Source organism: Paenibacillus hubeiensis, from assembly GCF_032334105.1.
In the GTDB taxonomy this organism is placed as follows: domain Bacteria; phylum Bacillota; class Bacilli; order Paenibacillales; family Paenibacillaceae; genus Paenibacillus; species Paenibacillus hubeiensis.
Genome location: NZ_JAVYAE020000001.1, coordinates 279,382 through 301,135, shown reverse-complemented (window position 1 = coordinate 301,135; position 21,754 = coordinate 279,382). Strand labels below are relative to the sequence as shown.

At 47.0% G+C, this 21,754-nt stretch carries 26 protein-coding genes and 1 pseudogene; 22 read left to right on the top strand and 5 right to left on the bottom strand.

Features of this window, described 5'->3' with window-relative positions; all coding sequences use genetic code 11:
- Positions 1-111: 111 nt before the first annotated feature.
- The 6 genes from RSX24_RS01405 (at position 112) to RSX24_RS01380 (ending at position 4,827) form a co-directional block, all read left to right on the top strand.
- Positions 112-486: a replication termination protein gene (locus tag RSX24_RS01405; protein ID WP_236417231.1), complete on the top strand. Its 375-nt coding sequence runs from the start codon at positions 112-114 to the stop codon at positions 484-486.
- A 2-nt stretch (positions 487-488) separates the two neighbouring features.
- Positions 489-1,508 (top strand): Gfo/Idh/MocA family protein, encoded by a 1,020-nt coding sequence (locus tag RSX24_RS01400; RefSeq protein ID WP_236417232.1) that lies wholly within the window; start codon positions 489-491, stop codon positions 1,506-1,508.
- A gap of 257 nt (positions 1,509-1,765) precedes the next feature.
- Entirely contained in the window at positions 1,766-2,206 is a 441-nt protein-coding gene (locus tag RSX24_RS01395) for a ribonuclease (RefSeq protein WP_236417234.1), read from the top strand.
- Between the two features lie 15 nt (positions 2,207-2,221).
- Positions 2,222-2,497, top strand: a complete 276-nt coding sequence (locus RSX24_RS01390) for a barstar family protein (protein ID WP_236417237.1) — start codon at positions 2,222-2,224, stop codon at positions 2,495-2,497.
- 243 nt (positions 2,498-2,740) lie between these two features.
- Positions 2,741-4,027: an MFS transporter gene (locus tag RSX24_RS01385; RefSeq protein WP_343259493.1), complete on the top strand. Its 1,287-nt coding sequence runs from the start codon at positions 2,741-2,743 to the stop codon at positions 4,025-4,027.
- Positions 4,028-4,146: 119 nt separating this feature from the next.
- Positions 4,147-4,827, top strand: a complete 681-nt coding sequence (locus RSX24_RS01380) for a winged helix-turn-helix domain-containing protein (protein WP_236417241.1) — start codon at positions 4,147-4,149, stop codon at positions 4,825-4,827.
- Positions 4,828-5,051: 224 nt separating this feature from the next.
- Here the strand turns inward: RSX24_RS01380 and RSX24_RS01375 are convergent, their stop codons facing one another.
- Positions 5,052-5,618, bottom strand: coding sequence for a TraR/DksA C4-type zinc finger protein (locus tag RSX24_RS01375; protein WP_236417243.1), 567 nt, complete (start codon positions 5,616-5,618; stop codon positions 5,052-5,054).
- Between the two features lie 233 nt (positions 5,619-5,851).
- On the opposite strand from RSX24_RS01375, the gene RSX24_RS01370 reads away from it, so the two are divergent.
- From RSX24_RS01370 to RSX24_RS01320, 11 genes are all read left to right on the top strand, one after another.
- Positions 5,852-6,229 (top strand): DivIVA domain-containing protein, encoded by a 378-nt coding sequence (locus tag RSX24_RS01370; protein WP_236417245.1) that lies wholly within the window; start codon positions 5,852-5,854, stop codon positions 6,227-6,229.
- 41 nt (positions 6,230-6,270) lie between these two features.
- Positions 6,271-6,696, top strand: a complete 426-nt coding sequence (locus tag RSX24_RS01365; protein ID WP_236417247.1) for an Rrf2 family transcriptional regulator — start codon at positions 6,271-6,273, stop codon at positions 6,694-6,696.
- A 39-nt stretch (positions 6,697-6,735) separates the two neighbouring features.
- Complete coding sequence (locus tag RSX24_RS01360; protein WP_236417249.1) at positions 6,736-7,230, top strand: metallophosphoesterase family protein; 495 nt, start codon at positions 6,736-6,738, stop codon at positions 7,228-7,230.
- A gap of 229 nt (positions 7,231-7,459) precedes the next feature.
- Entirely contained in the window at positions 7,460-8,383 is a 924-nt protein-coding gene (locus tag RSX24_RS01355) for a sugar phosphate isomerase/epimerase family protein (RefSeq protein ID WP_236417251.1), read from the top strand.
- Positions 8,380-9,552, top strand: a complete 1,173-nt coding sequence (locus RSX24_RS01350; protein WP_236417253.1) for a Gfo/Idh/MocA family protein — start codon at positions 8,380-8,382, stop codon at positions 9,550-9,552. The genes RSX24_RS01355 and RSX24_RS01350 overlap by 4 nt, the downstream gene beginning before the upstream one ends.
- Positions 9,553-9,601: 49 nt before the next feature.
- Entirely contained in the window at positions 9,602-10,699 is a 1,098-nt protein-coding gene (locus RSX24_RS01345) for a Gfo/Idh/MocA family protein (RefSeq protein ID WP_236417255.1), read from the top strand.
- A 283-nt stretch (positions 10,700-10,982) separates the two neighbouring features.
- Complete coding sequence (locus tag RSX24_RS01340; protein ID WP_236417256.1) at positions 10,983-11,336, top strand: VOC family protein; 354 nt, start codon at positions 10,983-10,985, stop codon at positions 11,334-11,336.
- 84 nt (positions 11,337-11,420) lie between these two features.
- Positions 11,421-11,792, top strand: coding sequence for a VOC family protein (locus RSX24_RS01335; protein ID WP_339277564.1), 372 nt, complete (start codon positions 11,421-11,423; stop codon positions 11,790-11,792).
- Entirely contained in the window at positions 11,779-12,600 is an 822-nt protein-coding gene (locus RSX24_RS01330) for an HAD family hydrolase (protein ID WP_236417261.1), read from the top strand. The genes RSX24_RS01335 and RSX24_RS01330 overlap by 14 nt, the downstream gene beginning before the upstream one ends.
- A 62-nt stretch (positions 12,601-12,662) precedes the next feature.
- Positions 12,663-12,887: a hypothetical protein gene (locus tag RSX24_RS01325; RefSeq protein ID WP_343259492.1), complete on the top strand. Its 225-nt coding sequence runs from the start codon at positions 12,663-12,665 to the stop codon at positions 12,885-12,887.
- 351 nt (positions 12,888-13,238) lie between these two features.
- Positions 13,239-13,568, top strand: a complete 330-nt coding sequence (locus RSX24_RS01320; protein ID WP_343259491.1) for a 3'-5' exonuclease — start codon at positions 13,239-13,241, stop codon at positions 13,566-13,568.
- Positions 13,569-13,945: 377 nt separating this feature from the next.
- Here RSX24_RS01320 and RSX24_RS01315 read toward each other — a convergent pair.
- The 4 genes and pseudogenes from RSX24_RS01315 to RSX24_RS01300 all read right to left on the bottom strand — a co-directional run.
- Positions 13,946-14,101 (bottom strand): annotated as a pseudogene (locus RSX24_RS01315) (IS30 family transposase); the annotation flags it as partial.
- A gap of 19 nt (positions 14,102-14,120) precedes the next feature.
- Positions 14,121-15,512 carry a serine hydrolase domain-containing protein gene (locus RSX24_RS01310; RefSeq protein WP_343259490.1) on the bottom strand — a complete coding sequence of 464 codons (1,392 nt, stop codon included), beginning with the start codon at positions 15,510-15,512 and terminating at the stop codon, positions 14,121-14,123.
- Positions 15,513-15,663: 151 nt separating this feature from the next.
- Complete coding sequence (locus RSX24_RS01305; protein ID WP_343259489.1) at positions 15,664-16,452, bottom strand: MerR family transcriptional regulator; 789 nt, start codon at positions 16,450-16,452, stop codon at positions 15,664-15,666.
- 64 nt (positions 16,453-16,516) lie between these two features.
- Positions 16,517-16,831, bottom strand: a complete 315-nt coding sequence (locus tag RSX24_RS01300) for a hypothetical protein (protein WP_343259488.1) — start codon at positions 16,829-16,831, stop codon at positions 16,517-16,519.
- A 737-nt stretch (positions 16,832-17,568) separates the two neighbouring features.
- On the opposite strand from RSX24_RS01300, the gene RSX24_RS01295 reads away from it, so the two are divergent.
- From RSX24_RS01295 to RSX24_RS01275, 5 genes are all read left to right on the top strand, one after another.
- A complete protein-coding gene (locus RSX24_RS01295) occupies positions 17,569-18,003 on the top strand; it encodes a ParB N-terminal domain-containing protein (protein ID WP_343259487.1) in 435 nt (144 codons plus the stop codon).
- A 31-nt stretch (positions 18,004-18,034) separates the two neighbouring features.
- Positions 18,035-18,814, top strand: coding sequence for a phosphotransferase family protein (locus RSX24_RS01290; protein ID WP_343259486.1), 780 nt, complete (start codon positions 18,035-18,037; stop codon positions 18,812-18,814).
- Positions 18,815-18,856: 42 nt separating this feature from the next.
- Positions 18,857-19,852: a serine hydrolase domain-containing protein gene (locus RSX24_RS01285; RefSeq protein WP_236417274.1), complete on the top strand. Its 996-nt coding sequence runs from the start codon at positions 18,857-18,859 to the stop codon at positions 19,850-19,852.
- Positions 19,853-19,955: 103 nt separating this feature from the next.
- Complete coding sequence (locus tag RSX24_RS01280) at positions 19,956-20,702, top strand: class I SAM-dependent methyltransferase (RefSeq protein WP_236417275.1); 747 nt, start codon at positions 19,956-19,958, stop codon at positions 20,700-20,702.
- A gap of 56 nt (positions 20,703-20,758) precedes the next feature.
- Positions 20,759-21,502, top strand: coding sequence for a metallophosphoesterase family protein (locus tag RSX24_RS01275; RefSeq protein ID WP_343259485.1), 744 nt, complete (start codon positions 20,759-20,761; stop codon positions 21,500-21,502).
- Positions 21,503-21,754 lie beyond the last annotated feature (252 nt).

Below are 21,754 nucleotides of genomic sequence, written 5' to 3'. Positions count from 1 at the left end.
GCCGTTCTTCCGGACGTTTGCCGCAATCCGAAAAACGGAGGAAGATGGCAGAATGCGAACATAAGTTTTATAATGGAATTAGCAAGTTTTGGACAAGAGGGGGGAACGGGCATGGCTTTTATGATTGCTCAGCGGGCATTTATCAAGCTCTATCTCATCACAATGGTCGAACAGCATAGAGGATATGGCTATGAGATGCTGGAGGCCATGAAGCAGGAATTCAAAGCTTACGGGTATGTGCCGCCTCAGAGCGAGATCTACCGGGCACTGCACGAACTGGTGCAGCAGGGCATTTTTTATCGAACGAAAAAACTGAAAGGCAACGATCCCAAGGTGGATTTCCAGGAAATCGTATTGTACCATTTTACGCCAGACGGCGCGGAGAAAGCGGAGCTGTACAAAAAGCAGGTCAAAGCCGACTTGGACCGCTGTCTCGGCATGCTGCACAAGGCAGAGCAGGACAACTACGGCACGAAAGGAAGATGAGTATGCAGAGGCGGTTACAGTGGGGTGTGCTGGGCGCATCCACGATTGCAAAAAACGCGGTGATGCCTGCGATCCAGCAGTCCGAACGCGGCAAAGTGCTGGCATTGGCCAGCCGCAGCTTGGAAAAGGCCAAGGCCGTTGCGGAAGAGTTGAACATTGCGAGGGTGTACGGCAGCTATGACGACCTTATTGCGGATCCGGATATTGAAGCCGTGTATGTCCCGCTGCCAAACCATCTGCACAAGGAATGGACGATCAAGGCGGCGGAGGCCGGAAAACATGTATTATGCGAGAAGCCGGCCGCTCTCACTGCGGAGGAATCCATGGAAATGATCGAGGCCTGCCGGAAGCATGGGGTGTTATTTGCCGAAGCGATCATGTACCGATATCACCCCAAGCACAGGAGGGTGGAAGAGATTATTGCCAGCGGAGAAATCGGGCGCGTGCGCGCGATCCATGGCAATTTTACCTGCAATTCGGCAGATGATAAAGACAACGTCAGGTTCAAAGCGGAGATGGGCGGAGGCTCGCTGTTCGACCTGGGGGTATACCCCATATCCGCAGCGCGGATGTATCTTGGGCAGGAGCCCGAAGCTGTTACCGTAAATGCGTTTTTTTCGGAGGAACATGGCGGTGTGGACATGATGGCCTCCGGGCTTGTCGAGTTTCCGGGTTCCGTTTCGCTGACGTTCGACTGCGGCCTATGGGCATCAGGAAGAGCCGAAATGGAAATCCTCGGTACGGAAGGGCGGATTGAACTGCCCAAAGTGTTCGGTTGGGAAAACAGCGACATTCCGCCGCAAATTATTATACATTTGGACTCCGTCAGCCGCGAGGAGCGGGTGTCCGTGTCCAACTCTTACGTATTGCAGGCAGAAGCTTTTGCCGACGCGGTCCTTGACGGTAAACCGTTGCCGTTTACGCCGGAAAACACCATCAACAATATGCGTGTGATCGAAGCGTGCTTGCAATCGGCCCGTACCCGGCAGCGAATCGTTCTGGACAGCCCGAATGCAAGGTAAGCGGCATTCTGCGCCAGCAGGCGGATGCCCATCCCTGAATGTCAGAAAGGTAGACTCCATTCCTTGCGATGCGAGTCTTTTTCTGTTGGTTATCAAAATATTTAAAAATTTACAAATAAATCTATTTTTGTTGACCTTTCTCCCCAAATGGCGTGATATAAATGATTTTGGAAGAACTTGTCTATAGTCATCTTGTCAAAGGCAAAACGGCTAAAGCAGTTCTTTCATTTCAATCAAACCGAGGGAGGCTGGTCACAATGAAAAAGTTTTGGTCCACCGTTTTGCTTGCCATCATGTTTACATTTGTGTTTCTGACGGGAGCACAGTTCGCCCCGGCTGCGCAGCAGAAAGCATCGGCAGCCACATGCACGATCATCAACACGTTTAACGGCGTAGCAAACTATTTAAGCGCCAACGGCACGTTACCGTGCAACTTTATTACCAAATCGCAGGCGACAGCACTCGGCTGGGTAGCATCCAAGGGCAATTTGGCCGTGGTGGCGCCGGGAAAAAGCATTGGCGGCGACGTGTTCAGCAACCGGGAAGGCAAATTGCCTTCAGCCAGCGGAAGAGTTTGGCGCGAAGCGGATATCAATTACACCTCGGGCTTTCGCAATGCAGACAGAATCGTGTATTCTAATGATGGCTTGATCTACAAAACGACGGATCATTACGTGACGTTTACGCGAATGAAGTAAAGAAAGGAAGAGACAATGGGTAGCGTTATTTTGGATGGAACCCAATTTTCCACGAGCTCGGAGCTGCATGAACAATTGAAGACGAAATTGAAGCTGCCGGATTTCTACGGTGCGAATCTGGATGCGCTGTGGGATGGATTGACCGCCATGGCAGAAATGCCGCTCGAACTCAAATGGGTAAATTACGGCATCAGCGAGCAGCGTCTTGGTGCCGATGCCGAGCGGTTTCGCAGCCTGATGGAGGAGGCCGAACAAGAGTTGCCCGATTTTAGATTTCTGGTTGAAGACTAATCGTTTGAAAAGCAAAGCAGGGCAACGCAATATTTTCGGTTCCAAACCAATATGGCTCGATGGAGCATAAGCGAATGGACAGACCTTTGGAGGACAAGGGTCTGTTTTTTTGTTTGCCTAAGTTCGTATTGGTTGCGGCAGGGATCGTTAAATTTTTTTTCACGAAGGGGTTGAACTTTCATGAATTACCATTAAAATAAAATTAACATTAAAATTATTTTCACGTTGAAGGGTGGATGTATGATGAGTGAGAGCACGGTGGTGCAAAAACAAGGTATTTTCGAGTTGCTGCGAAATCGCTCATATGCGCAATTCATGCTGGCAAGGACCATTTCCAGGTTTGGCGATTCGGTAGATTCCATCGCATACGGCTGGATGGTATATCTGCTCACAGGCTCCAAACTGTTGATGGGCACGCTGATGGCCGTGAACTTTTTGCCCAACATTCTGTTTGGTCTGTTTGCCGGGGCGATGGTAGATCGGATGTCTCCCCAAAAAGTCATCGTGCTGGCGTACGCCGGCAGGGGAACGCTGGTAGGTTTGACGGCACTGTTGTTTAGTCTCGGTGAACTGCAAGTATGGCATCTGTTTGTCATGACCGTGCTCGTTTCGCTGCTTGAATGTTTTGCCACTCCTGCCGAGACGTCCAGCGTTCCCCGATTGCTGCCTCCCGGTCTGCTGTTGTCCGGAAACGCATTGTCCTCATCCATCGCGCGCATGTCAGAGCTTGCCGGCATCGCCGCGGCCGGTGCTCTGATCGCCGGAGCCGGCATCGCGTGGACCCTATGGATCGATGCGGCCTTGTTCGGGGCCAGCGCTTTCTTCATGGCCAAGGTGGTATTTCCGGGTATTCGGCCCGATGTGGTTCTTGAAGACACGAGTGAACCAGGCGAAGCCGCCGCTCCCCACGGCAGTCTTTTCTCCGAAATTATTGAAGCATTTCGCTTTTTGCGCACGATTCCCGTCCTTTTAATGACCTCCTTCCTGTTTGCTTTCGTCAATTTTTGCTTAATGCCCTTTAATGTGCTGCGCACGCCTTATGTGACTGAAATATTGAATGCCGGGGCCGGCGGATTAAGCCTGCTGAGCGGAATGATGGTTGCAGGCATGGTACTGGGCGGGTTGTGGCTGACGAACTGGGGTTCCAATTACCGCAAAAGCCTGCTGGTCATCCTCGGCATTGTGATGCTTGGGCTCAGTTATGCAATGACCGCGCTGCCTGCCTATATCGGGCAGTATCCGTTGGCTGTGGCGGCCGTTTTCGCTTTGCTGATGGGCTTCGGCATTCCGCTGGCCACCACGCCGCTGGCTTCTTACATGATGGAGGTGACGCCTTCCGGCATGCTTGGCCGTGTATCGGCGTTTCAAAGCATGCTGTGCCTCAGCGCCGTTCCCCTTGGAAGCTTGCTCTCCGGAGCCATCGCCGAGTGGGTGCCTATGCCCATCCTGTTTATCGGCTTTGGCGTAGCGATGGCATTGTCTGCGGCAGGGCTCATCATGAGCCCTACGTTCCGCCGTGTTTTGAAGTAGGGGAGAACCGTGAAACAACCATGAGTATCTGCAGCAAGCCTTTTGACCGCCTGCGCTTTCAAACGCTATAATGGTAGGAGATTGGAAGACACCAGGTACCCGGAAAAGAGGTTACAGGTATGCAGCGGAAAGTGTTATCAACCATAGAGGAAGTCAAAATATACTCTGATCCTTACCGGATGCAGATCTTGAATATGTATAACAAACAAGGCCGTCCGTCCACCGTCAAGGAAATCGCGGATCTCATGGGCGAGGTACCCGCCAAGGTGCATTACCATGTGAAAAAACTCGAATCCATCGGCCTGCTCAGCATGGTTTCGACGCGCGAAATCAACGGTATCATCGCCAAATATTATGAACCGTTCAAAGGGGAAATCCATCTGCGGCATGAGGACGAGGAGAATTCACCCCTGAAACAGGTGTTTCGTTCCGAAGCGATGAAACTGCTCAATGAAATGTACGAACAGAGCCGCCGACGGTTTATGAAACAGGCGGAGCATGGCGAAGACATGTTTGGGCAAATTTCGGACATGGCGCTGTACGGAACCCGGGAAGAGATGGAACAGCTTTTTAAGGCAATCACGAAACTGTGCGAACCGTATGCTGAAAAAGGAAAGCGGGGAGAACAGCAAGCATTCCAATTGTTCGTAACCGTGTCCGAACAGATGGAAGATGCTCCATCGGCGGGTAGCGACGATGTCGAACCTCAAGGGAAGGGCGAGCGTAAATCCCGCTCCGGTTCTCAAGATTCAGGCCATGCCGGGACTCGGTCATCAGCGTCCGCGAAAAGGAAAAGGTAAGGCATCAATGTATTCAAGCTCATTCGGTCTGCCAGTCACCGCCCGAAAATGAAAGCAAAACCAGATCGAATGGCATGACCAAAAGCCGCCTGCGGGCGGCTTTTGACGGTTTAGCTTTTGGGTGCTTCCGGGTGCGGGTCATCGCGGTTCATCGGCAGGGTGTTGGGCTGCAGATGCGAAATGACCTAGCTGCAATAAATAGTGAGGGAATGAACGGACTAATGTTACAGGTTCTCCTTGCGGTTTGCACTGCCGCGTCCCGGCACGGTTGTCTCCGAATCGGACGTTCCGTATTCGCTGACGGCTTCCCAAGCGTCTGCATGATCAAACTTGCCTGCATGGCGCTGGCGTGCTTGTCCGGCGCCCCTTGGAGGCAAGGTCATGACATCTTCTTCGACAGGTCGGTCGCTGCTGAGCTCCCTGTTGGGGGTGTCATCGATGCAATAAGCGGTATATGGGATGGCCTCCAGCCGTTCGTAGGGAATATCTTTTCCGCAGATGATGCAGGTGCCGTACGTTCCGTCGTGCATTCGTTCCAGCGCTGCGTTGATCTGGTCGAATTCGTCCGCAAGCGTCTCGTCCACGGCCAGGTCGCGACTGCGCTCGAAGGTTTCGGTACCCGCGTCTCCAGGGTGGTTGTCATAGGATGACAGTTCTCCTGTGGAATCCTTCAGCGACTCTGCGGGAGCCCCATCCTCCATGCTTGAGGCGAAATGGCGCTGCAGGTTCTCACGTTGTTCCAGGAGCGCGTTTTTGAGGTTGGACAGCTCGGTTTTCGTCAATGTACTCATTATGAATGCTCCTTTCAAATGCGTGGTGTAGTTCGTTTTTACCCGAATTTCATGCGGTGCAATCATGCTGCCTGAATGAGGTTGTCCGTGAATAGCGGCATATCCTGGGCATAATGATGGAGATGATTTTATATCTTTCGAATAATGTGTTATAAAAAATATATAGAGATAATGCCGCTGGTTCCTAGCACAGCCGCATGGGACCACAGCGCGTTCTAATGGAGGGCGTCGAGATGGATGAACATATGAAACGAAGATTGGACAAACAAAAACAGCTGTTCAAACAGCTGGGCGTACAGTTGGACGCATTGTCCATACATGAAAAGCAATTCAACTATAAATTGCGCGGCTACGATCCGGAAGAAGTGGATGCGTATCTGGACATCGTGATCAAGGATTACGAACGCTTCTATGCCAATATTGCCGATCTGATGGACAAATGGCAGGACCAGCAGCTTACGATCCGCGAGCTCAAGGCAACGGCCAAACCGGTGGAGGATCCGAACAAAATCGACCGCAAACAGCTTGAAGACATCGTAAAGCAGCTGGAATACAGCGTGCGCCAATTGAAGCTTAGAGCGCGCCCTGAACAAAATTTGTTTCCGGAATAAGCAAGCGCAACGGGTTTATCAAACATAAAAGGTGGTTAATCATGAGTACTCATTTTTCGGTCAGTGTGCACTGTCTGCTGCTGTTGTCGTGCAGCGCTCCTGAGCGAATGACTTCCGCATTGATTGCGGGGAGCGTCAACACCAATCCGGTTGTGGTCAGACGCATTATGGGCAGCCTGAAAAAGGCGGGCCTCGTCGATTCGTCCCCGGGAACCCGGGGGTTTTATCTGGCTAAGCCGTCCAGCGAAATCACGCTGGCGATGATCTATGAAGCTGCCAAGGACGAGGGGCCGCTATTCCCGATCCACGGCAATTGCAATCCAAACTGCGACGTAGGCATGCGGATCGATGGTTTGCTGACGAACCTGTACCGGGTGGCCGAGGAAAAGGTACAGCAGTTTTTTGCCACGATTACGCTGGAGGACATGGAACGTGCCTGTGCGGACAGCGAAGTCGCGGTCCGGTAACCGCTTTGGCCCGGAACCGCATCGAAAGGAGGAGAACGCATGAAAATCGTCGTTATTTCCGACACTCACATGCCCGGAAGGGCAAAGGAATTGCCGCAGCCGCTGCTGGCAGCATTGCCCGAAGCCGATCTTATCCTGCATGCCGGCGATTGGTCGGATTGGAGCGTATATGAACTGTTGAGCGGATATGCTCCCGTGGAGGGAGTTGCGGGCAACACCGATCCGGGCAGCATCGGGAGAAAGTTGGGATATTCCCGGATTGTGGAAGCGGACGGCTTCCGTTTTGGACTGGTACACGGCCACATCGGCTCAAAATCCACGGAGGAGAATGCCATTGCCACGTTTGCCGGGCAGCATGTGGATGCGGTTATTTTCGGGCATTCGCATATTCCGCTGCTGCGGACGGTGAATGGCCTGCTTGTTTTCAATCCCGGTTCAGCGACGGATCGCCGGCGCCAGCCGCAGTGTTCCTTTGGCATCATCCATACGGATGGGGGATCATTGCGGGCCGAGCACGTCTATTATGATCGGTGATGTTTGTCCATAACCATGCGATGAACCGTGAAGCATTCCTTTTTCAGAAATGATTTCTGAAATGGGGTGCTTTTTTTTGCTGTATGGGTTTATCTCTGAATGCGCAATCTGGCGCTGCGTTTATCTCTCGTTCATCTGTTTCGCCAAGTGGGTATGGAGGCGCTTCAAGGAATGCTACAATGCGGGTAAACCTTGATTTGAATACGATTACATAAGGGAGATGAGCACAATGAAGCTGTCCGTATTTACCGTGGCAACCCCGGACATGACGGCAGAACAATTGGCTGCGGCTGCAGCCTCGGCCGGAATCGAAGGGGTGGAGTGGAGATTTCGCGGCATCCCGGAGGCCGCACGGTCCGAGACGCCTTCTTTTTGGGGAAATAACCGTTGTTCCATCGATCCTGCCCGTTGGGAAGAAGACGTACCTGCATTCCGTGAAGCAGCCATTCAACATGGCCGGCGTTCCATTGCGCTTGTACCCTACCTGAACTGTGGCGATCTGCCTGCGACCGTGCAGGCCTTTGAGGCAGCTTCTGCGCTGGGAGCTTCCATGATGCGCGTGGGCGTCCCGGGGTACAACCGCCAAACGGCGTATCCAGCGTTGTACGACCAGGCTGTGCGTTATTTGACAGAGGTCCAGGATCTTGCCAAACAATACAAGGTCAAGGCACTGGTGGAAACGCATCATTTCACGATTGCACCGACGGCTTCGCTCGCCTATCGGCTGGTGGAATCGCTGGATCCCGACCATGTGGGCGTACTGTACGATCCAGGCAACATGGTACATGAAGGGTATGAAAATTACCGGATGGGACTGGAATTGTTGGGACCTTATCTGGCACATGTGCATGTGAAAAATGCAGGATGGTATCCGGACGCAAAGGAACAGGCCGATGCTGAATCGAACGAGGGAGGGACCACGTCGGCGGCCTCGTTATCGCTTCGGGCCGGATGGACATCCCGGTGGGCTCCGCTCACAGGTGGGATCGTGGATTGGGTGCAGGTTGTCCGGGATCTTAAAGCGGTCGGATACGATGGATATTACGGTATTGAAGACTTTAGCGGAACGTATGCTTCGGCGGAGATGCTTCAGCATTTTGCCGACGTGATGGCAGGCATTGAACGTCAACTGGAGGAGGAAGTGCGAGTATGAGCTTAGTGAGAGTAGCGGTGATCGGAATCGGAAATATGGGAGCAGCGCATGCCAGAACGCTTGCTGCAGGAGATGTGCCTGGGGCCGAACTGGCTGCGGTATGCGATGTCAGGAGCGAAATGGCGGAATGGGTGACCGCGAATCTTCCTTCATCGGTAGCATTTTGGCAAGACCCGAAGCAAATGATGTCTTCGGGCACGATCGATGCGGTTATCATTGCTACGCCGCATTACGATCACCCCGAGCAGGCCATTCAGGCGTTCCGCCATGGGCTGCATGTCATGATCGAGAAACCGGCGGGAGTATATACGAAACAAGTCCGTCTCATGAATGAAGCTGCCGCAGCCAGCGGCAAGGTGTTTTCCATTATGTACAACCAGAGGACCAATCCGCTCTACGTAAAGCTGAAGGACCTGATCTCATCCGGAGAGCTTGGCGAGGTCAGACGAACGAACTGGATCATTACGAACTGGTACCGCTCGCAAAGCTATTACGACTCCGGCGGCTGGCGTGCGACATGGGCCGGCGAAGGCGGCGGGGTTCTGATCAATCAGGATCCGCATCAGTTGGACCTGTGGCAGTGGACGATCGGCATGATGCCTGTCCGCATGCGGGCCTTCTGTGCTTTCGGCAAGTATCGAAACATCGAAGTCGAGGACGACGTGACCGCATATGTCGAGTATGAAAATGGAGCAACCGGCGTTTTCGTGACGACGACAGGCGAAGCGCCGGGCACGAACCGGTTCGAAGTGAGCGGCGATCGCGGCAAAATCGTCATCGAAGAGGGGAAGCTGACGTTCTGGCGGCTGCGTGAACCGGAGCCGGAGTTCAACCGTCGTTACACGGGGGGATTCGGTCAACCGGAATGCTGGAAATGCGAAGTTCCCATTCATGGAACGGAGTCCGGTCACCCTGGCCTCATTCGCAACTGGATCAATGCGATTCGAAGCGGTGAGAAGCTGATTGCTCCGGGCGTGGAGGGGATTCATGGTTTAACGTTGTCCAATGCGATGCTGCTGTCTACCTGGACCGATAACTGGGTCGATCTGCCGATCGATGAGGACCTGTTCCATGAGCATTTGCAGGCGCGAATCGCGAATTCGACGTTCAAGAAAGAACAAGTGAGCCGCAGCGCTCAGCCTGCCGACCTTTCACAGACGTTCAAATAATTGAAGCTGTGGCCACTCTAAATTTTACATGCGAAAGGATGGAAACGGTATGCCGAAAGACGGAATGTTCTATGCTCCCAAAAGTATCAAAAGAGAGGCTGTTTGCGGTCCGGGGGAATTTACGATCGGTGCGGTGGCGTTGGACCACGGACATATCTACGGCATGGTCCAGGGATTGGTCGAGGCCGGTGCCACGCTGAAATGGGTCTACGATCCAGACCCGGCCAAAGTGGAAGCGTTCCGCCAGAAATTTCCCCAAGCTCAAGCCGCATCGTCCGAAGCGCAGGTACTGACGGATGATGACGTGAAGCTGGTAGCCGGGGCAGCGATTACCTCCGAACGGGCCCCGCTGGGCATGAGAGTGCTGGCGGCAGGCAAGGATTACTTTACGGATAAAGCGCCGTTTACGACGCTGGAACAGTTATCCCTCGCCCGTGAGGAAGTGAAGCGCACCGGAAAAAAATACATGGTGTATTACAGCGAACGCCTGCATGTGGAAAGTGCGATTTATGCCGGCCAACTGATCGACGACGGCGCGATCGGCCGGGTCGTGCAAGTCATGGGTACCGGACCGCACCGATTAAATGCGGCTTCGAGACCGGATTGGTTTTTCCGGCATGCGCAGTATGGGGGCATCCTTTGCGATATCGGGAGCCATCAGTTCGAGCAGTTTCTGACGTTTGCGTCCTGTACGGATGCTGAAGTCAATTACAGCCGGGTGCATAATTTCCACCATCCGCAGTTCCCCGAACTGGAGGATTTCGGCGAAGCGTCGCTGACTGGCAATAACGGAGCCTCCGGTTATTTCCGGGTGGACTGGTTTACGCCGGATGGACTCGGCACTTGGGGCGACGGCCGGACCGTTATTCTGGGCACCGACGGTTACATCGAGCTGCGCAAATATACCGACATTGCCAGAGAGGCGCAAGGGGATCAGGTATATCTGGTGAACCACGAAGGCGAATACCGATTCGGCGTCAAAGGCAAAGTGGGTTACCCGTTCTTCGGCGCGCTCATCCGTGACTGCATGGAACGTACGGAAACGGCAATGACCCAGGAGCATGCCTTCAAGGCGGCAGAGATTTGCCTGATCGCGCAGCAGAAGGCGATGGTAGACCGAGCGGTGGAAAGTCATGGTTCGAAGTGAGTAGGGTAAGAGATTGATGCCAGGAGAATAAATGTTGTACGAGAAAGGCAGCTTGCTGATGCGGTTGCCTTTTTGGTATGGGGGATCAGGAAATTCCTGTTCGCAAATACCACAATATGGGTTATGATATACGAAGGGCAGGAATTTACGAAGTACATGGATTTCATGAATACACAACGTTATGTAAAACCTAACCAATTTTAGCAAATCAATAATACGATTCTAAGGATGAGTGAGGCTAGTATTTTTCTGGATATTCATTCCATATGTGGAGGCATTATTTATGGGGAGAGTAGTATTATTTGAGTTAAGTAGTCAAGACCCGGAACGTGCAGCAGCTTTTTATTCTTCGGTTTTCGGATGGAAGATTGCTGAGCCTAATTGGGGTTACTACCCAGTGACAACAGGCGATGATCATAAACCAGGAATACATGGAGGTATTTCCAAAGGACCTCAAGATTTTCCGCATGGAACAAGGATTCAAATTGAAGTAGACGATATTGAAGAATCCATTAGGAAGTCAGTTGAATTAGGAGCTCAGATTGTAAGAGATAAGATGGAATTCGATAATTTTTATTTAGCCTATTTAGTTGATCCTGTAGGTAATGGAATTGGATTAATTCAGAATAAGTCATAATAGTTTTGAATTTTGGGTCTGCAAAGCAGATCTTTTTTTATAGTGCTAGTAAAGAAAATGCTATTCATTTGGGAGGAATGTATTGTGAGCAGGCTAATTCAGTGTGTAGATCATGTTCAATTACCGGTAAGTAATCTTGAAAAAGCAACGGAATGGTATTCCAATGTCCTTGGATTAGAGATTATGTCTTTAGGGTGGCTGAAATTTGGCGAAGGACCGTTGTTAATGCTTCATCAAAGCAGCAAAGATACAAACGTTTCATGGCTCTCAGAAGAGGATTTTCCGATGCCGGCATTTATGTTTTTGACAAAGGATATAAAGAAACTATTTGAAACATTAAAGGAAAACAAAACCATCATAAGAATGTATCAAGATGAAGGATTTGGATGGGTTATTAAATTCGTTGATCCATTTGGAAACGAGTTAGGTGCATATCAGCCGAATGCTCAAAATTAGAGAGGGGATTTCAATGAAGTTTCCATTAGTAGTTTTAGATTTAGATGGTACACTCCTCAACTCAAATAAAGAAATATCTCAACGTAGCTATAATGCCATTACGGAATGCATAAGTCTAGGAATGAAATTCATCTTTGCGACAGCACGTCCTCCAAGAGCAGTCAGGTCATTTATGAAAGAAGAATTACTCAGATTAAGTTCTTTTATTTATTACAATGGGGCTTATATAGAATGTGAGCATACAGGAATTAACGATCATGTACCGATTGAATCTGAAACTACAGCTGAAATCCTGGATTATTGTCTCAATTGTAACCCTGATCTTGACTTGAGTTTAGAAGTGAAAGATGAATGGATGAGTTTAAGGGAATATGACTACACAACACTCATTAAGGTCAAAGATAACCCTATTGTAAAGCCACTTGAAGATCTCAAACGACTTGAGGCATCAAAGATCCTTTTTTCTGGAAACATTGATATGGTTTCATTCATGGAGAAATTTAATACGAAATTAAATATTCTAACTACAGACAATGGAAAGCTAACTCAGCTTTCATCCATTAGGGCTTCTAAGGAAAATGCAGTAGCGGTTTTATGCAAGGCGATGAACATTTCACTCGAAAACGTCATGGTTTTTGGTGATGATTTTAATGACATAGGATTATTTAATTCTTGTGGATGGCCGGTGGCAATGGGGAATGCCATTGAAGAATTGAAACTGATATCGAAAGAGATTACTGAAACTAATGATAACGATGGAGTGGCAATGATCTTAGAAGACTTTATTTCGGGAATACGAGAACGTTAGATCGAAACCTGTGTAAGGAAAAGAATGTTTGGTGCTGACATTAAAGAATGGAGTCTAGGGCGATGAAAAACAATAGAGTAAGAATATTAACGACACTACTCTTTGGTGTGATATTTACTGTTACTGCTGGAGCAGTTCTATATTTATTAAAGCAAGATAAAGAGAGCATGAATATCAGTTGGTTAATGACGGTCTGTTTATTCTCCATCTTAATTACAGGTGGAAACCTAACAGTGTTGATTACAAAAAGAAATGAGGGTAGATCAAAACAATCGAATAAGAAATAGAGTAAACCCTATATAAACCGCAAAAAACATACATACGTAAACGGAGAGGCAGAACCAATCTGGAGAAGCGAAGCGTTCGCCTAAAAGCTTTCTGAAAGAAAGCTGCATCGGAAGCATAGGCTTATCACCGGATTTTCCCCTAAGAAGAGGGGATTCAAAAAAATCTGGGGATAACAGCGATCGGAAGATGGTACTGCACTCGCAGTGGCCTTGTGTGATTGATTAATGCGGTTAAGTACTGAGGGATTCCGGGGAAGCAGAAGTAGCCAGACACCTAGCACCTTGGTTAGGACAGTGAGCATGGGGAACGTTAGCTGAAACATTACTGCAATGTTGAAGGAAGGTGTTTCGTTGAAGATAGATATGGTTTCTGAAACGGAGTATATCGTGTCTGAGTTGATTATTGAGAGTATTCCAACCCAAAGGTTCTGTATCTTTGATTTAGAGGCCACAGGGCCAAATGAAGAAGAGGACCAAATTATTCAAATTGGTGCGCTGATCATGAATAGCCGTTCAGGCGAAATCGAAAAGACATATGAAACATTGATTAAACCATCTAAACCGATACCTGAAGTGATTGAGCGATTAACTGGAATTACTAATGAAGATGTTATTGAAGCATCACAATTAACAGAAGTTTTCTCTGAATTCATAGACTTTTTTGCAAAGGGGCAGTATTAGTAACTCAAGCTGGTTATGAGTATGATTGGCCGTTGCTGATGAATGAATGTAAAAGAAACAATTTACGGATGATTCCTAATAAGATCATTGATACTAAAGCATTATTCACATTTCTTTTTCCCGAGGTTGTTGAAATCATTTCTACAAACTTTTTGATTAAGTATTTTAACATCGATGACTCAGATATAAGGCGGCATAATGCACTAGGAGATAGTTTCTTGATTGCAAGAATATTCAATGAGCTGATGATAGAACTAAATAATAGAGAAATCGTTGACATCAATATTCAGAATCCTCTAACAATAAAGAGAGTACAACTGCAGAAACTCTTGTAAGTATAACGGGATAAAGCAACAATCTAACCTAACAACATATTCTTATAATGGGCATTCGACCTCGGTCCATGGAGGATAAAAAAACAAAAACTTACGGGGTCTGTTATTGATTAAATCAAGGGAACGGGCAAGCTCTTCATCCTTCACCTCAGCAAGATCCGTACCTTTTGGAAAAAACTCTCGAAGCAGCCCGTTCGCCTCTCTTACTCTCCATAAATCATTTCTCGATGCGATCCGCCACGGACTGACCCTCATGATCATACCAGATAAATTGGAGACTCTTTCCTGCCTCAGTGCCGATGAATTCCAGTTCGGTCGCGGTTTGTTGCTCGTAGAAACGTGAGTTACTGATGGGCAGCAATAAAAACTCCATTCCGTTGCCTAGCCGCATATAAAGTTGACTGTGCTTAACATAAACCTTCACAGGTATCGATTGTTCCTGTTCATCTGAGAAACAGTATTCACCCAGAAACGGTTCATAGTCTTCCGATGTACGCGGGATAATGGTGCGGTGGGCCGCTGGCCGCGGCATTTCAATCTGTTCGCCGGCAAGAATCTGTTCAATACTCTGGATCAACTGCTGTGTATAGGCAAATTCCCGTTCCCCATTTTGCAGGAGGATCAGTGTGGTATCCTGCTCGATATAGCGTTTGAAGAGAGTGGCATATCCAGGCCAACCACCGCTGTGCCACACCATTTTGCCTAGCTGATCATGATGCTCGATCAGCCATCCAAATCCGTAGTCAAAGGATTCTCCGTTATTCAGCACTACTGGTGCGAACATGGCTTCGCGCAACTGCGGATGTATAAACTTGTCATCATAAAGCGCACGATCCAAACGAAGCAGATCCATGACCGTACTGTTCACCATGCCATCTCCCTGCAAACCGTCCAAATAGTCGACATAATTCAGTTCCGGCACCATATCCGGCAACACATATCCACCGTGTTCCAGCCGATAGACATAGCCCCAGGCGTAGTCTTTCGGAACCGGGCCTGGATCAAAACGTCGGTTGTATACGCGTGTCCGCGTCATACTGAGCGGCTGAAAAATCTGCTCGGACAAAAAGTCTGCATAGGGCTGACCGCTTATCCGTTCGATTAGAATAGCCAGCATAATGTAACCCGTATTGCTGTACATCCAACTGTCATTAGGTGCAAACAGTGAGGCGGGCCGGTGAGCGGCCAGCATGTCCATTACATCATTGTTGACAGCCTTCTGTGCAGGATTCCACTTCTTGGCGAATAACTCCATATAGTCCGGCAGCCCTGATGTATGGGTCAGTAAATGACGGATGGTGATACCCGGATAGGGCAAATCAGGCAGCCATCTGGACACAGGATCGTCCCACTCCAATTTTCCCAACTGATGCAAGCGTATGATGCCCAATGCAGTAATCGGTTTGGAGACCGAAGCTAACTCGAACATCGAATCTGTGGTAAGCGTACGCACGCGATCTTTGCTAAATTCTGCGATGCCCATCGCATCACAAAGGAGAGGTATACCCTGTTTGGCAATCAGGATTACTCCATTAAAATGTTCTTGTTCTCTAATATGCTCCATGAGTGCAGACAATTGTGCTGCCCGTTCTTTCAATTCTCCTGTCATTTATGCTCCTCCTTTGGTTCTACAAATACTCCTGCAAACGCAGGGGCTCTTATTGATTAAGCGATGCTGCTCACACTCCTGCTCCGATTGCTTACGATTACAATAGCTATAGCCCGGTCAGCTTGAAAAAAAGTCTGTTTCTCTTTTTCCATTACTCCTCTTTCTGCGCTTCCTTCTGCCCATCGATTCCATGAAGGCCGAATTTGCTCGCATAGTGTGCCAACGCCTCATCCAGCCAAGCGCTCTCCCGTTCGTTAAATGGCATATCCACCAACTGGTTCAAACATTCATGCTCCTCCTCTGGAATATGGGCAAAGTTTGCAATCGCCTTGTCATCAAGAAAACCGAGTATCCGCTGCACATAGAAACCTAGCATTTCCTCGGCTTCCAAAGCATCCGGCTCTCCTGCCGCTAAACGCTTAACGGCTTCGGCAAAAGCAAGCATTTCCCGATCCAATTCAGCTGCGGCATCTTGGGAGATATCGAACAAGGCAGTCGCCGTTTGCTCTGACAGATGCTCAGCCACCCAACTGCGCTGTTTGTCCTCCCTTAGCATGTTACGTATCAGCAGAAACATCATGTTATGCTCCAGTTCACCTTCACGCTGCAGGATGGTTAGCAGCCGTTCGAGGATCTCCAGCGACTTGTCAAGTTCAGCGCGGGCGGCTTGCAGGGCTTGCTGCTGCATATTCAGTGTTTCGACCAAACTCATCTCCGATTCGCGATGATTAAATTTGCGAATACGTTCCAAAGAAAAACCGAGCGTTTTCAATCCAATGATTTTCTGCAAGGTGATCAAATCACCAGTACCATAGATTCGATGCCCGTTTTCCTGACGACGTGGGCATAGCAGCCCCACCTCTTCATAATAATGAAGCGTCCGTATCGGAATGCCGCTCAATTCGGCAAATTTTCCGATGGAATAATGTGTACTGCCCATCGTCATCTCCTCCTCACGCCTCCATTATATAACCTCCAGTAACTGTAGGTGCAAGCAGAACAAATCACATAAAAATGATTACAGAAACAATAAAAATTTTGATTTCGCGAATCAATACCGTATAGATATCAACAGGCACTTGCTGTGCCAGAAAGGCGAAATTCATCTGCTTGGCGCTGCCCTGATAGAAACAAAGTGTTAGCGGTGAAAGGTTTTTGGCCTTGCAAACGAGAATAAAAGAAGCAGATCCTTCAAAATTGAGTTGATGTTTGGCTTGACTCGGCTTCTCTGCGTTTTCCAGCTTGTTTTGTCGACGAGGAATGTTCAAAGCTTCAGCCAGATGTTCGATGGGGCTGAATTTCTCATACTGAGCTTGCAAATCCCAGGCGAACCATTGGACTTACTGGAAAACTACTCGAAATACATACATGGAGACAAGAATAAAAATTACTTTGAAAGCAACACGAAAAAGTGGGTGGCATCTTCTAACATCGAATTCAACGGAAACAATAAGAACGGCTAACTGGTATCGCACTTAACGTATCGAGACTCGTGAATGCAGAAACGTTATTAAAAGATCAGCGTAATGTCTGAAAAAACAAACTTGCTTGAATGAAAAAACAATTTGAGAGGTACCATGAAATTAATAAAACTGAAGGGCAGTAAAACTGAGGAAGATATCAGAATACAATTAATTGGATCGCATGAATCGCTATTCAATAACGAAATAAGATCAGGCTTACTTTCTGTGATAAAGAGGTTTTTTCCGCAAATGAAAACCGCTAGATAATACCTATCTAAAAGGGCTCAGAAAAAATCCTCAGATTACATTAGCGATTGCACTTGAACTTGCAAATATGAATCTTAAAGAAATGACTAATTGCAAAATGGATAATGGTAGATCATTCGGGGAAGACACTGACATCCTGTAACACGATATCTAGGCCGCGGATTCTGTCCTTGCTTCGCATTTAGGTGTAAGCGGAGAGTTCGCTTTTTTTTGAATTTGAAAAGCTTCTCGGTTCGTGAATAACGTTATCCGAAAATGTTGAACTGGACATTTACACGATAAAAATCACTGGTTCAACTTCTATAATGAGATATGAGGTGCTGATTATGTCTATATTTACTTTAACGGCTGCAATGAAGTACGCTGCAAACGATGATATTGAAACATGGATACATCACTTTCTGAATGGTGAAGGAGAGAACGTTGGATTATCGAATGGACTTAAGTTAAAAACAAGGTATTGGCTCGGACCAGTTGAAATCGAGACAAGTTATCTTAGCAGAGTTGTTGGGCCAGAATCACATATGGAGTATGTAGAGGATGAGAATTGGTGGAATCATACCATAAATCAAATTTGCGAGCGATTAGAGGATGGATGGGATATGCCTCCGTTAATTGCTGAAAATCGAAATGGATCTTTTAGTGTACGAGACGGTAATCACCGACTTGGCGCACTGCAAAAGTTAAATAAAGAAAAGTGTCATGTAATTATATGGGACGATCATAGCGTAGATCACATATTAAAGGCTATGCCTCGTTGAAAGGATGCGAAGTACAAGAAAGGAGGAAACGATGAAAATTCAGGACATCCCCATTGAGATCATAGACCAAATCGGAGAAGTACGAAGAATTACTTTTCCCAGGCAAGGTCATACCTCTATCGTTGCTATTTTAGATACACCCGATCAAAAGTACATCATCAAGAAGACAGAAAACGACCTATACAATGAATGGTTATCCAAAGAATATAAGATACTTCAATATCTTTGCGATACAGGGCTGCCCGTTCCGAAAGCGTATTCATTCTGTGCCAAGAACCAATCAAGATGGCTTCTGATGGATTATATGGATGGAATAAGTTTGAGAGAATTTCTAGCTCGAGAGCCTGATCTCAAAGAAAAGGAAAAAGCCATCTTCAATTTTGGACGTTGTTTAAAGAAAATACATGAAAGTGCTTGCCCTATTGAATTGTTGAAGAAGGATCGTTCTTGGTTAGATTCAATGCTACTCCAAGCAGAATATAACCTAACCCACTTTGCTGTAGATGGATCAGAAGAACTGCTTAAACGGTTGAAAGAAGATAAACCAAAACCGATCGAGAACACGTTGATTCATGGCGATTTTACAATAGATAATGTATTAGTGAATGAATGCAATATCGTTGGAGTTATTGACTGGTCAGGAGCTGCGTTCGGAGATCCAAGATATGATGTCGCTTTAGCAATAAGACCGAAACATAATGCTTTTGAGAATGAACGAGATCAAGAAATATTTTTTGACGCATATGGAACGTTGAGAATAACGGATGAAGAATATGATTACTTCGAGAACGGAATATATAACTTCTTTTAGTGCCGCTTCAAAACCGAAAATACGAAGAAGGTGAAGATTGAATTGTTTAACCTTAAAACCTCCCAAAGCGACTCGTTCAAAGAACTAAATAAGTATGTTTCGGACGTAAAGCAGTTCATATCCGCTACCGCTGCTGCAACGTATATTATTCATAATGATCGGATCGTGAATGAATGGTATGCAGGAACACATGACAAGGCTACAGATAGCCGATTCGTTGATACCAAATCACGCTTCAATGTCGCTTCCGTCCGGAAGACTTTTTTAGGGTTTGCTGTTAGTCTTGCACTCGTTGAAGGTAAGATCAAAAGCATAGATGACCTTGTTGTTGATTATTTAAATGACTTCGACAGAGGAGTATTAAACGATACAACCATAAGGCATTTGTTAACCCATACCCATGGACTGGATAGCCTGCATCATAGGCGGTTTCTCCAAGGAGCAGATTGGAAATACAATAATGTCGGTGTGAATTTGCTTATTGAGCTTATCCGGAAATTATATAAGATGCCTTTGGCACGATTGCTTGAGGACCGCGTATTTTCGCCTTTGGGATTTAACCAAACCGGATGGAGCAAGAAACAGAATGACAAATTAGTATGGCTTAACGAGTCCTACACAGACGATCTGGGGAATGAAGCTAACTTGTTTATGAGTGCGAGAGAATTGGCCTTTTGGGGTTATTTGCATTTAAATAAGGGAGCCATAGAGGGGAAGCAGCTATTTCCTAAAGAAATATTTGAGCAAGTTACGACGATCATTACTCCTCCCGGTTTAGAGCGAAAATTACCGAGAAATGGATTTTTCTGGTTTGTGCAAGATGAGCCGCGTTCTTTAACGGAATTAGGTGATAAACTTCCATATGGTTCTTTTCAATCTTTGGGTGCTACCGGATGTGCATGCCTTGTCATTCCCCAGTATAGAACCGTGGCGGTCAGAATGTATAATCAGAACGGGCCAAATCCGTCAGGATATGATTATCTGGAGGATATAAAAACATTTGGGAACTTGGTTTATGAGTGTGTAGAGAAACTATGAATCGTTAAAAGGGGCCAAAAGACGGGAAGCATTGAGGTTCCAACCGTCACTAATGACAGACCAGTGAGCAGCGATCAACATTTATTTTAGAGGAGATGATCTATTGAACAAATATCGTGTGCATGAAACCAACAGATCGTATTGGAACACAAAAGGAAATGACTTTTTGGAAGCCATCGTGCTTCCTTTATATAGAGCATTTGTGTCGGAAGAAAAACACCAGCTTTTTGGCGATGTTTCAGGAAAAAAGCTGTTAGAGATCGGCTGTGGGAACGGTCAATCCTTGCAATATCATGGGGAACGCCAAGCAAAAGAACTTTGGGGTTTGGACATGTCGGACAAGCAGATCGAAAAGGCAAAACAGCGTATGACGGAGAGCGGTCTTTCAGCAACATTGATCTGTTCTCCCATGGAAGAAGAATGCGGCATTCCGTTAGCCTATTTTGATGTTGTTTATTCGATTTATGCCATAGGCTGGACAACCGACCTTGAAGGCACTTTTCGGCGGATCGCTTCATATTTAAAAAAAGACGGCGTATTTATTTTCAGTTGGTCCCATCCTATACACAAATGTATTGTTGAAGAAAATGAACGGTTTACGTTTAACAAGTGTTATTTCGATGAATCTTGGTATTCGGTATCTCCTGATTTTTGTCAAGGCGACCTTACCTTATCCGACCGCAAACTATCTACCTATATCAATGCGTTGGCTAAAGCAGGGTTTGTTATTGAACAGATGATTGAAGAAACCGACAATGAAATAGCAGAGCTGCGCGATGAAAATAATGATTTGGTAAAAAGAGCGAAGATGTTCCCTGTAACCTTTGTGGTCAAAGCAAGAAAACTTTAACTGAAAAAGCCTAAAATAAGTGAGTTAGATATCAAGTAAGGGAGATGTCAGGCTGGATGAAGATTGCAATTCTAACTGATATTCATGGTAATGATCCGGCATTGCGTGCTGTATTCTCTGATATTGATTCCCGCGGGGATATAGAACATACATATTGTCTGGGGGATATGATTGGCATTGGCCCTGACTCCAACGAAGTGCTTGAAGAGATAATGAATCGGAGTAATGTAACGGCGGTTTCCGGCAATCATGAAGAAGCGGTTTTAAAACTACTGCAAGGAAAGGAAACCTTGCCAGGGCATGAAATGATCGCTGAACATCATAAGTGGATAGGCAAACGTATAAAGAAAGAAAATATCAAGTTTATAGAAAACCTCCCGCAAACACTAGAGATTGAAGTAGAGGGACAAAAAATACTATTAACACATTATCATATGAAGCAAGGCCAAAGAGAAGAAATTGATGAAATCCCTTCAGGATTAAAGTTAGATGCAAAATACGAAGGTTCGACATATAGTCTTGTTTGTTTTGGCCATCACCATCCGATCCATTACTTCAAGACGGAGCAAAGGATTTATTTGAACCCAGGAGCATTAGGCTGTAATGATCATGCGATAGCAAGGTATGCGATCGTGGAACTGCATGAAAGAATAATAAATATTCACTTTGCGGGAATTGCATATGAGAATAGAGCTTTTTTGGAATCTTTTGAGGAGTTGGGAGTGCCAGACCGAGATTTTATAATAAAGGCTTTTCACGGAAACCAACTATATAAACCGCAAAAAACATCCGCACTTTAACGGAGAGGCAGAACCAATCTGGAGCAGCAAAGCGTTCGCTTAAAAGCTTTCTGAAAGAAAGCTGCTTCGGAAGCATAGGCTTATCACCGGATTTTCCTCTTAAAAAGGGGAGATCAAAAAATCTGGGGATAACTGGCGATCGGAAGATGGTACTGCACTCGCAGGCCTTGTGTGATTGATTAGTGTGGTTTATCTAGTGAGAAATTTCATTGATGGCAGGAAAACACATAAGCGTTGAACTCATCGTATTTT

Coding starts and splice junctions, on each gene's coding strand:
- RSX24_RS01385 (WP_343259493.1), top strand. CDS start 2,741: ATGAGTGAGAGCACGGTGGTGCAAAAACAAGGTATTTTCGAGTTGCTG.
- RSX24_RS01310 (WP_343259490.1), bottom strand. CDS start 15,512: ATGACAGGAGAATTGAAAGAACGGGCAGCACAATTGTCTGCACTCATG.
- RSX24_RS01330 (WP_236417261.1), top strand. CDS start 11,779: ATGCTCAAAATTAGAGAGGGGATTTCAATGAAGTTTCCATTAGTAGTT.
- RSX24_RS01345 (WP_236417255.1), top strand. CDS start 9,602: ATGCCGAAAGACGGAATGTTCTATGCTCCCAAAAGTATCAAAAGAGAG.
- RSX24_RS01290 (WP_343259486.1), top strand. CDS start 18,035: ATGAAAATTCAGGACATCCCCATTGAGATCATAGACCAAATCGGAGAA.
- RSX24_RS01350 (WP_236417253.1), top strand. CDS start 8,380: ATGAGCTTAGTGAGAGTAGCGGTGATCGGAATCGGAAATATGGGAGCA.
- RSX24_RS01295 (WP_343259487.1), top strand. CDS start 17,569: ATGTCTATATTTACTTTAACGGCTGCAATGAAGTACGCTGCAAACGAT.
- RSX24_RS01355 (WP_236417251.1), top strand. CDS start 7,460: ATGAAGCTGTCCGTATTTACCGTGGCAACCCCGGACATGACGGCAGAA.
- RSX24_RS01370 (WP_236417245.1), top strand. CDS start 5,852: ATGGATGAACATATGAAACGAAGATTGGACAAACAAAAACAGCTGTTC.
- RSX24_RS01275 (WP_343259485.1), top strand. CDS start 20,759: ATGAAGATTGCAATTCTAACTGATATTCATGGTAATGATCCGGCATTG.
- RSX24_RS01400 (WP_236417232.1), top strand. CDS start 489: ATGCAGAGGCGGTTACAGTGGGGTGTGCTGGGCGCATCCACGATTGCA.
- RSX24_RS01380 (WP_236417241.1), top strand. CDS start 4,147: ATGCAGCGGAAAGTGTTATCAACCATAGAGGAAGTCAAAATATACTCT.
- RSX24_RS01340 (WP_236417256.1), top strand. CDS start 10,983: ATGGGGAGAGTAGTATTATTTGAGTTAAGTAGTCAAGACCCGGAACGT.
- RSX24_RS01375 (WP_236417243.1), bottom strand. CDS start 5,618: ATGAGTACATTGACGAAAACCGAGCTGTCCAACCTCAAAAACGCGCTC.
- RSX24_RS01405 (WP_236417231.1), top strand. CDS start 112: ATGGCTTTTATGATTGCTCAGCGGGCATTTATCAAGCTCTATCTCATC.
- RSX24_RS01360 (WP_236417249.1), top strand. CDS start 6,736: ATGAAAATCGTCGTTATTTCCGACACTCACATGCCCGGAAGGGCAAAG.
- RSX24_RS01305 (WP_343259489.1), bottom strand. CDS start 16,452: ATGGGCAGTACACATTATTCCATCGGAAAATTTGCCGAATTGAGCGGC.
- RSX24_RS01395 (WP_236417234.1), top strand. CDS start 1,766: ATGAAAAAGTTTTGGTCCACCGTTTTGCTTGCCATCATGTTTACATTT.
- RSX24_RS01365 (WP_236417247.1), top strand. CDS start 6,271: ATGAGTACTCATTTTTCGGTCAGTGTGCACTGTCTGCTGCTGTTGTCG.
- RSX24_RS01390 (WP_236417237.1), top strand. CDS start 2,222: ATGGGTAGCGTTATTTTGGATGGAACCCAATTTTCCACGAGCTCGGAG.
- RSX24_RS01325 (WP_343259492.1), top strand. CDS start 12,663: ATGAAAAACAATAGAGTAAGAATATTAACGACACTACTCTTTGGTGTG.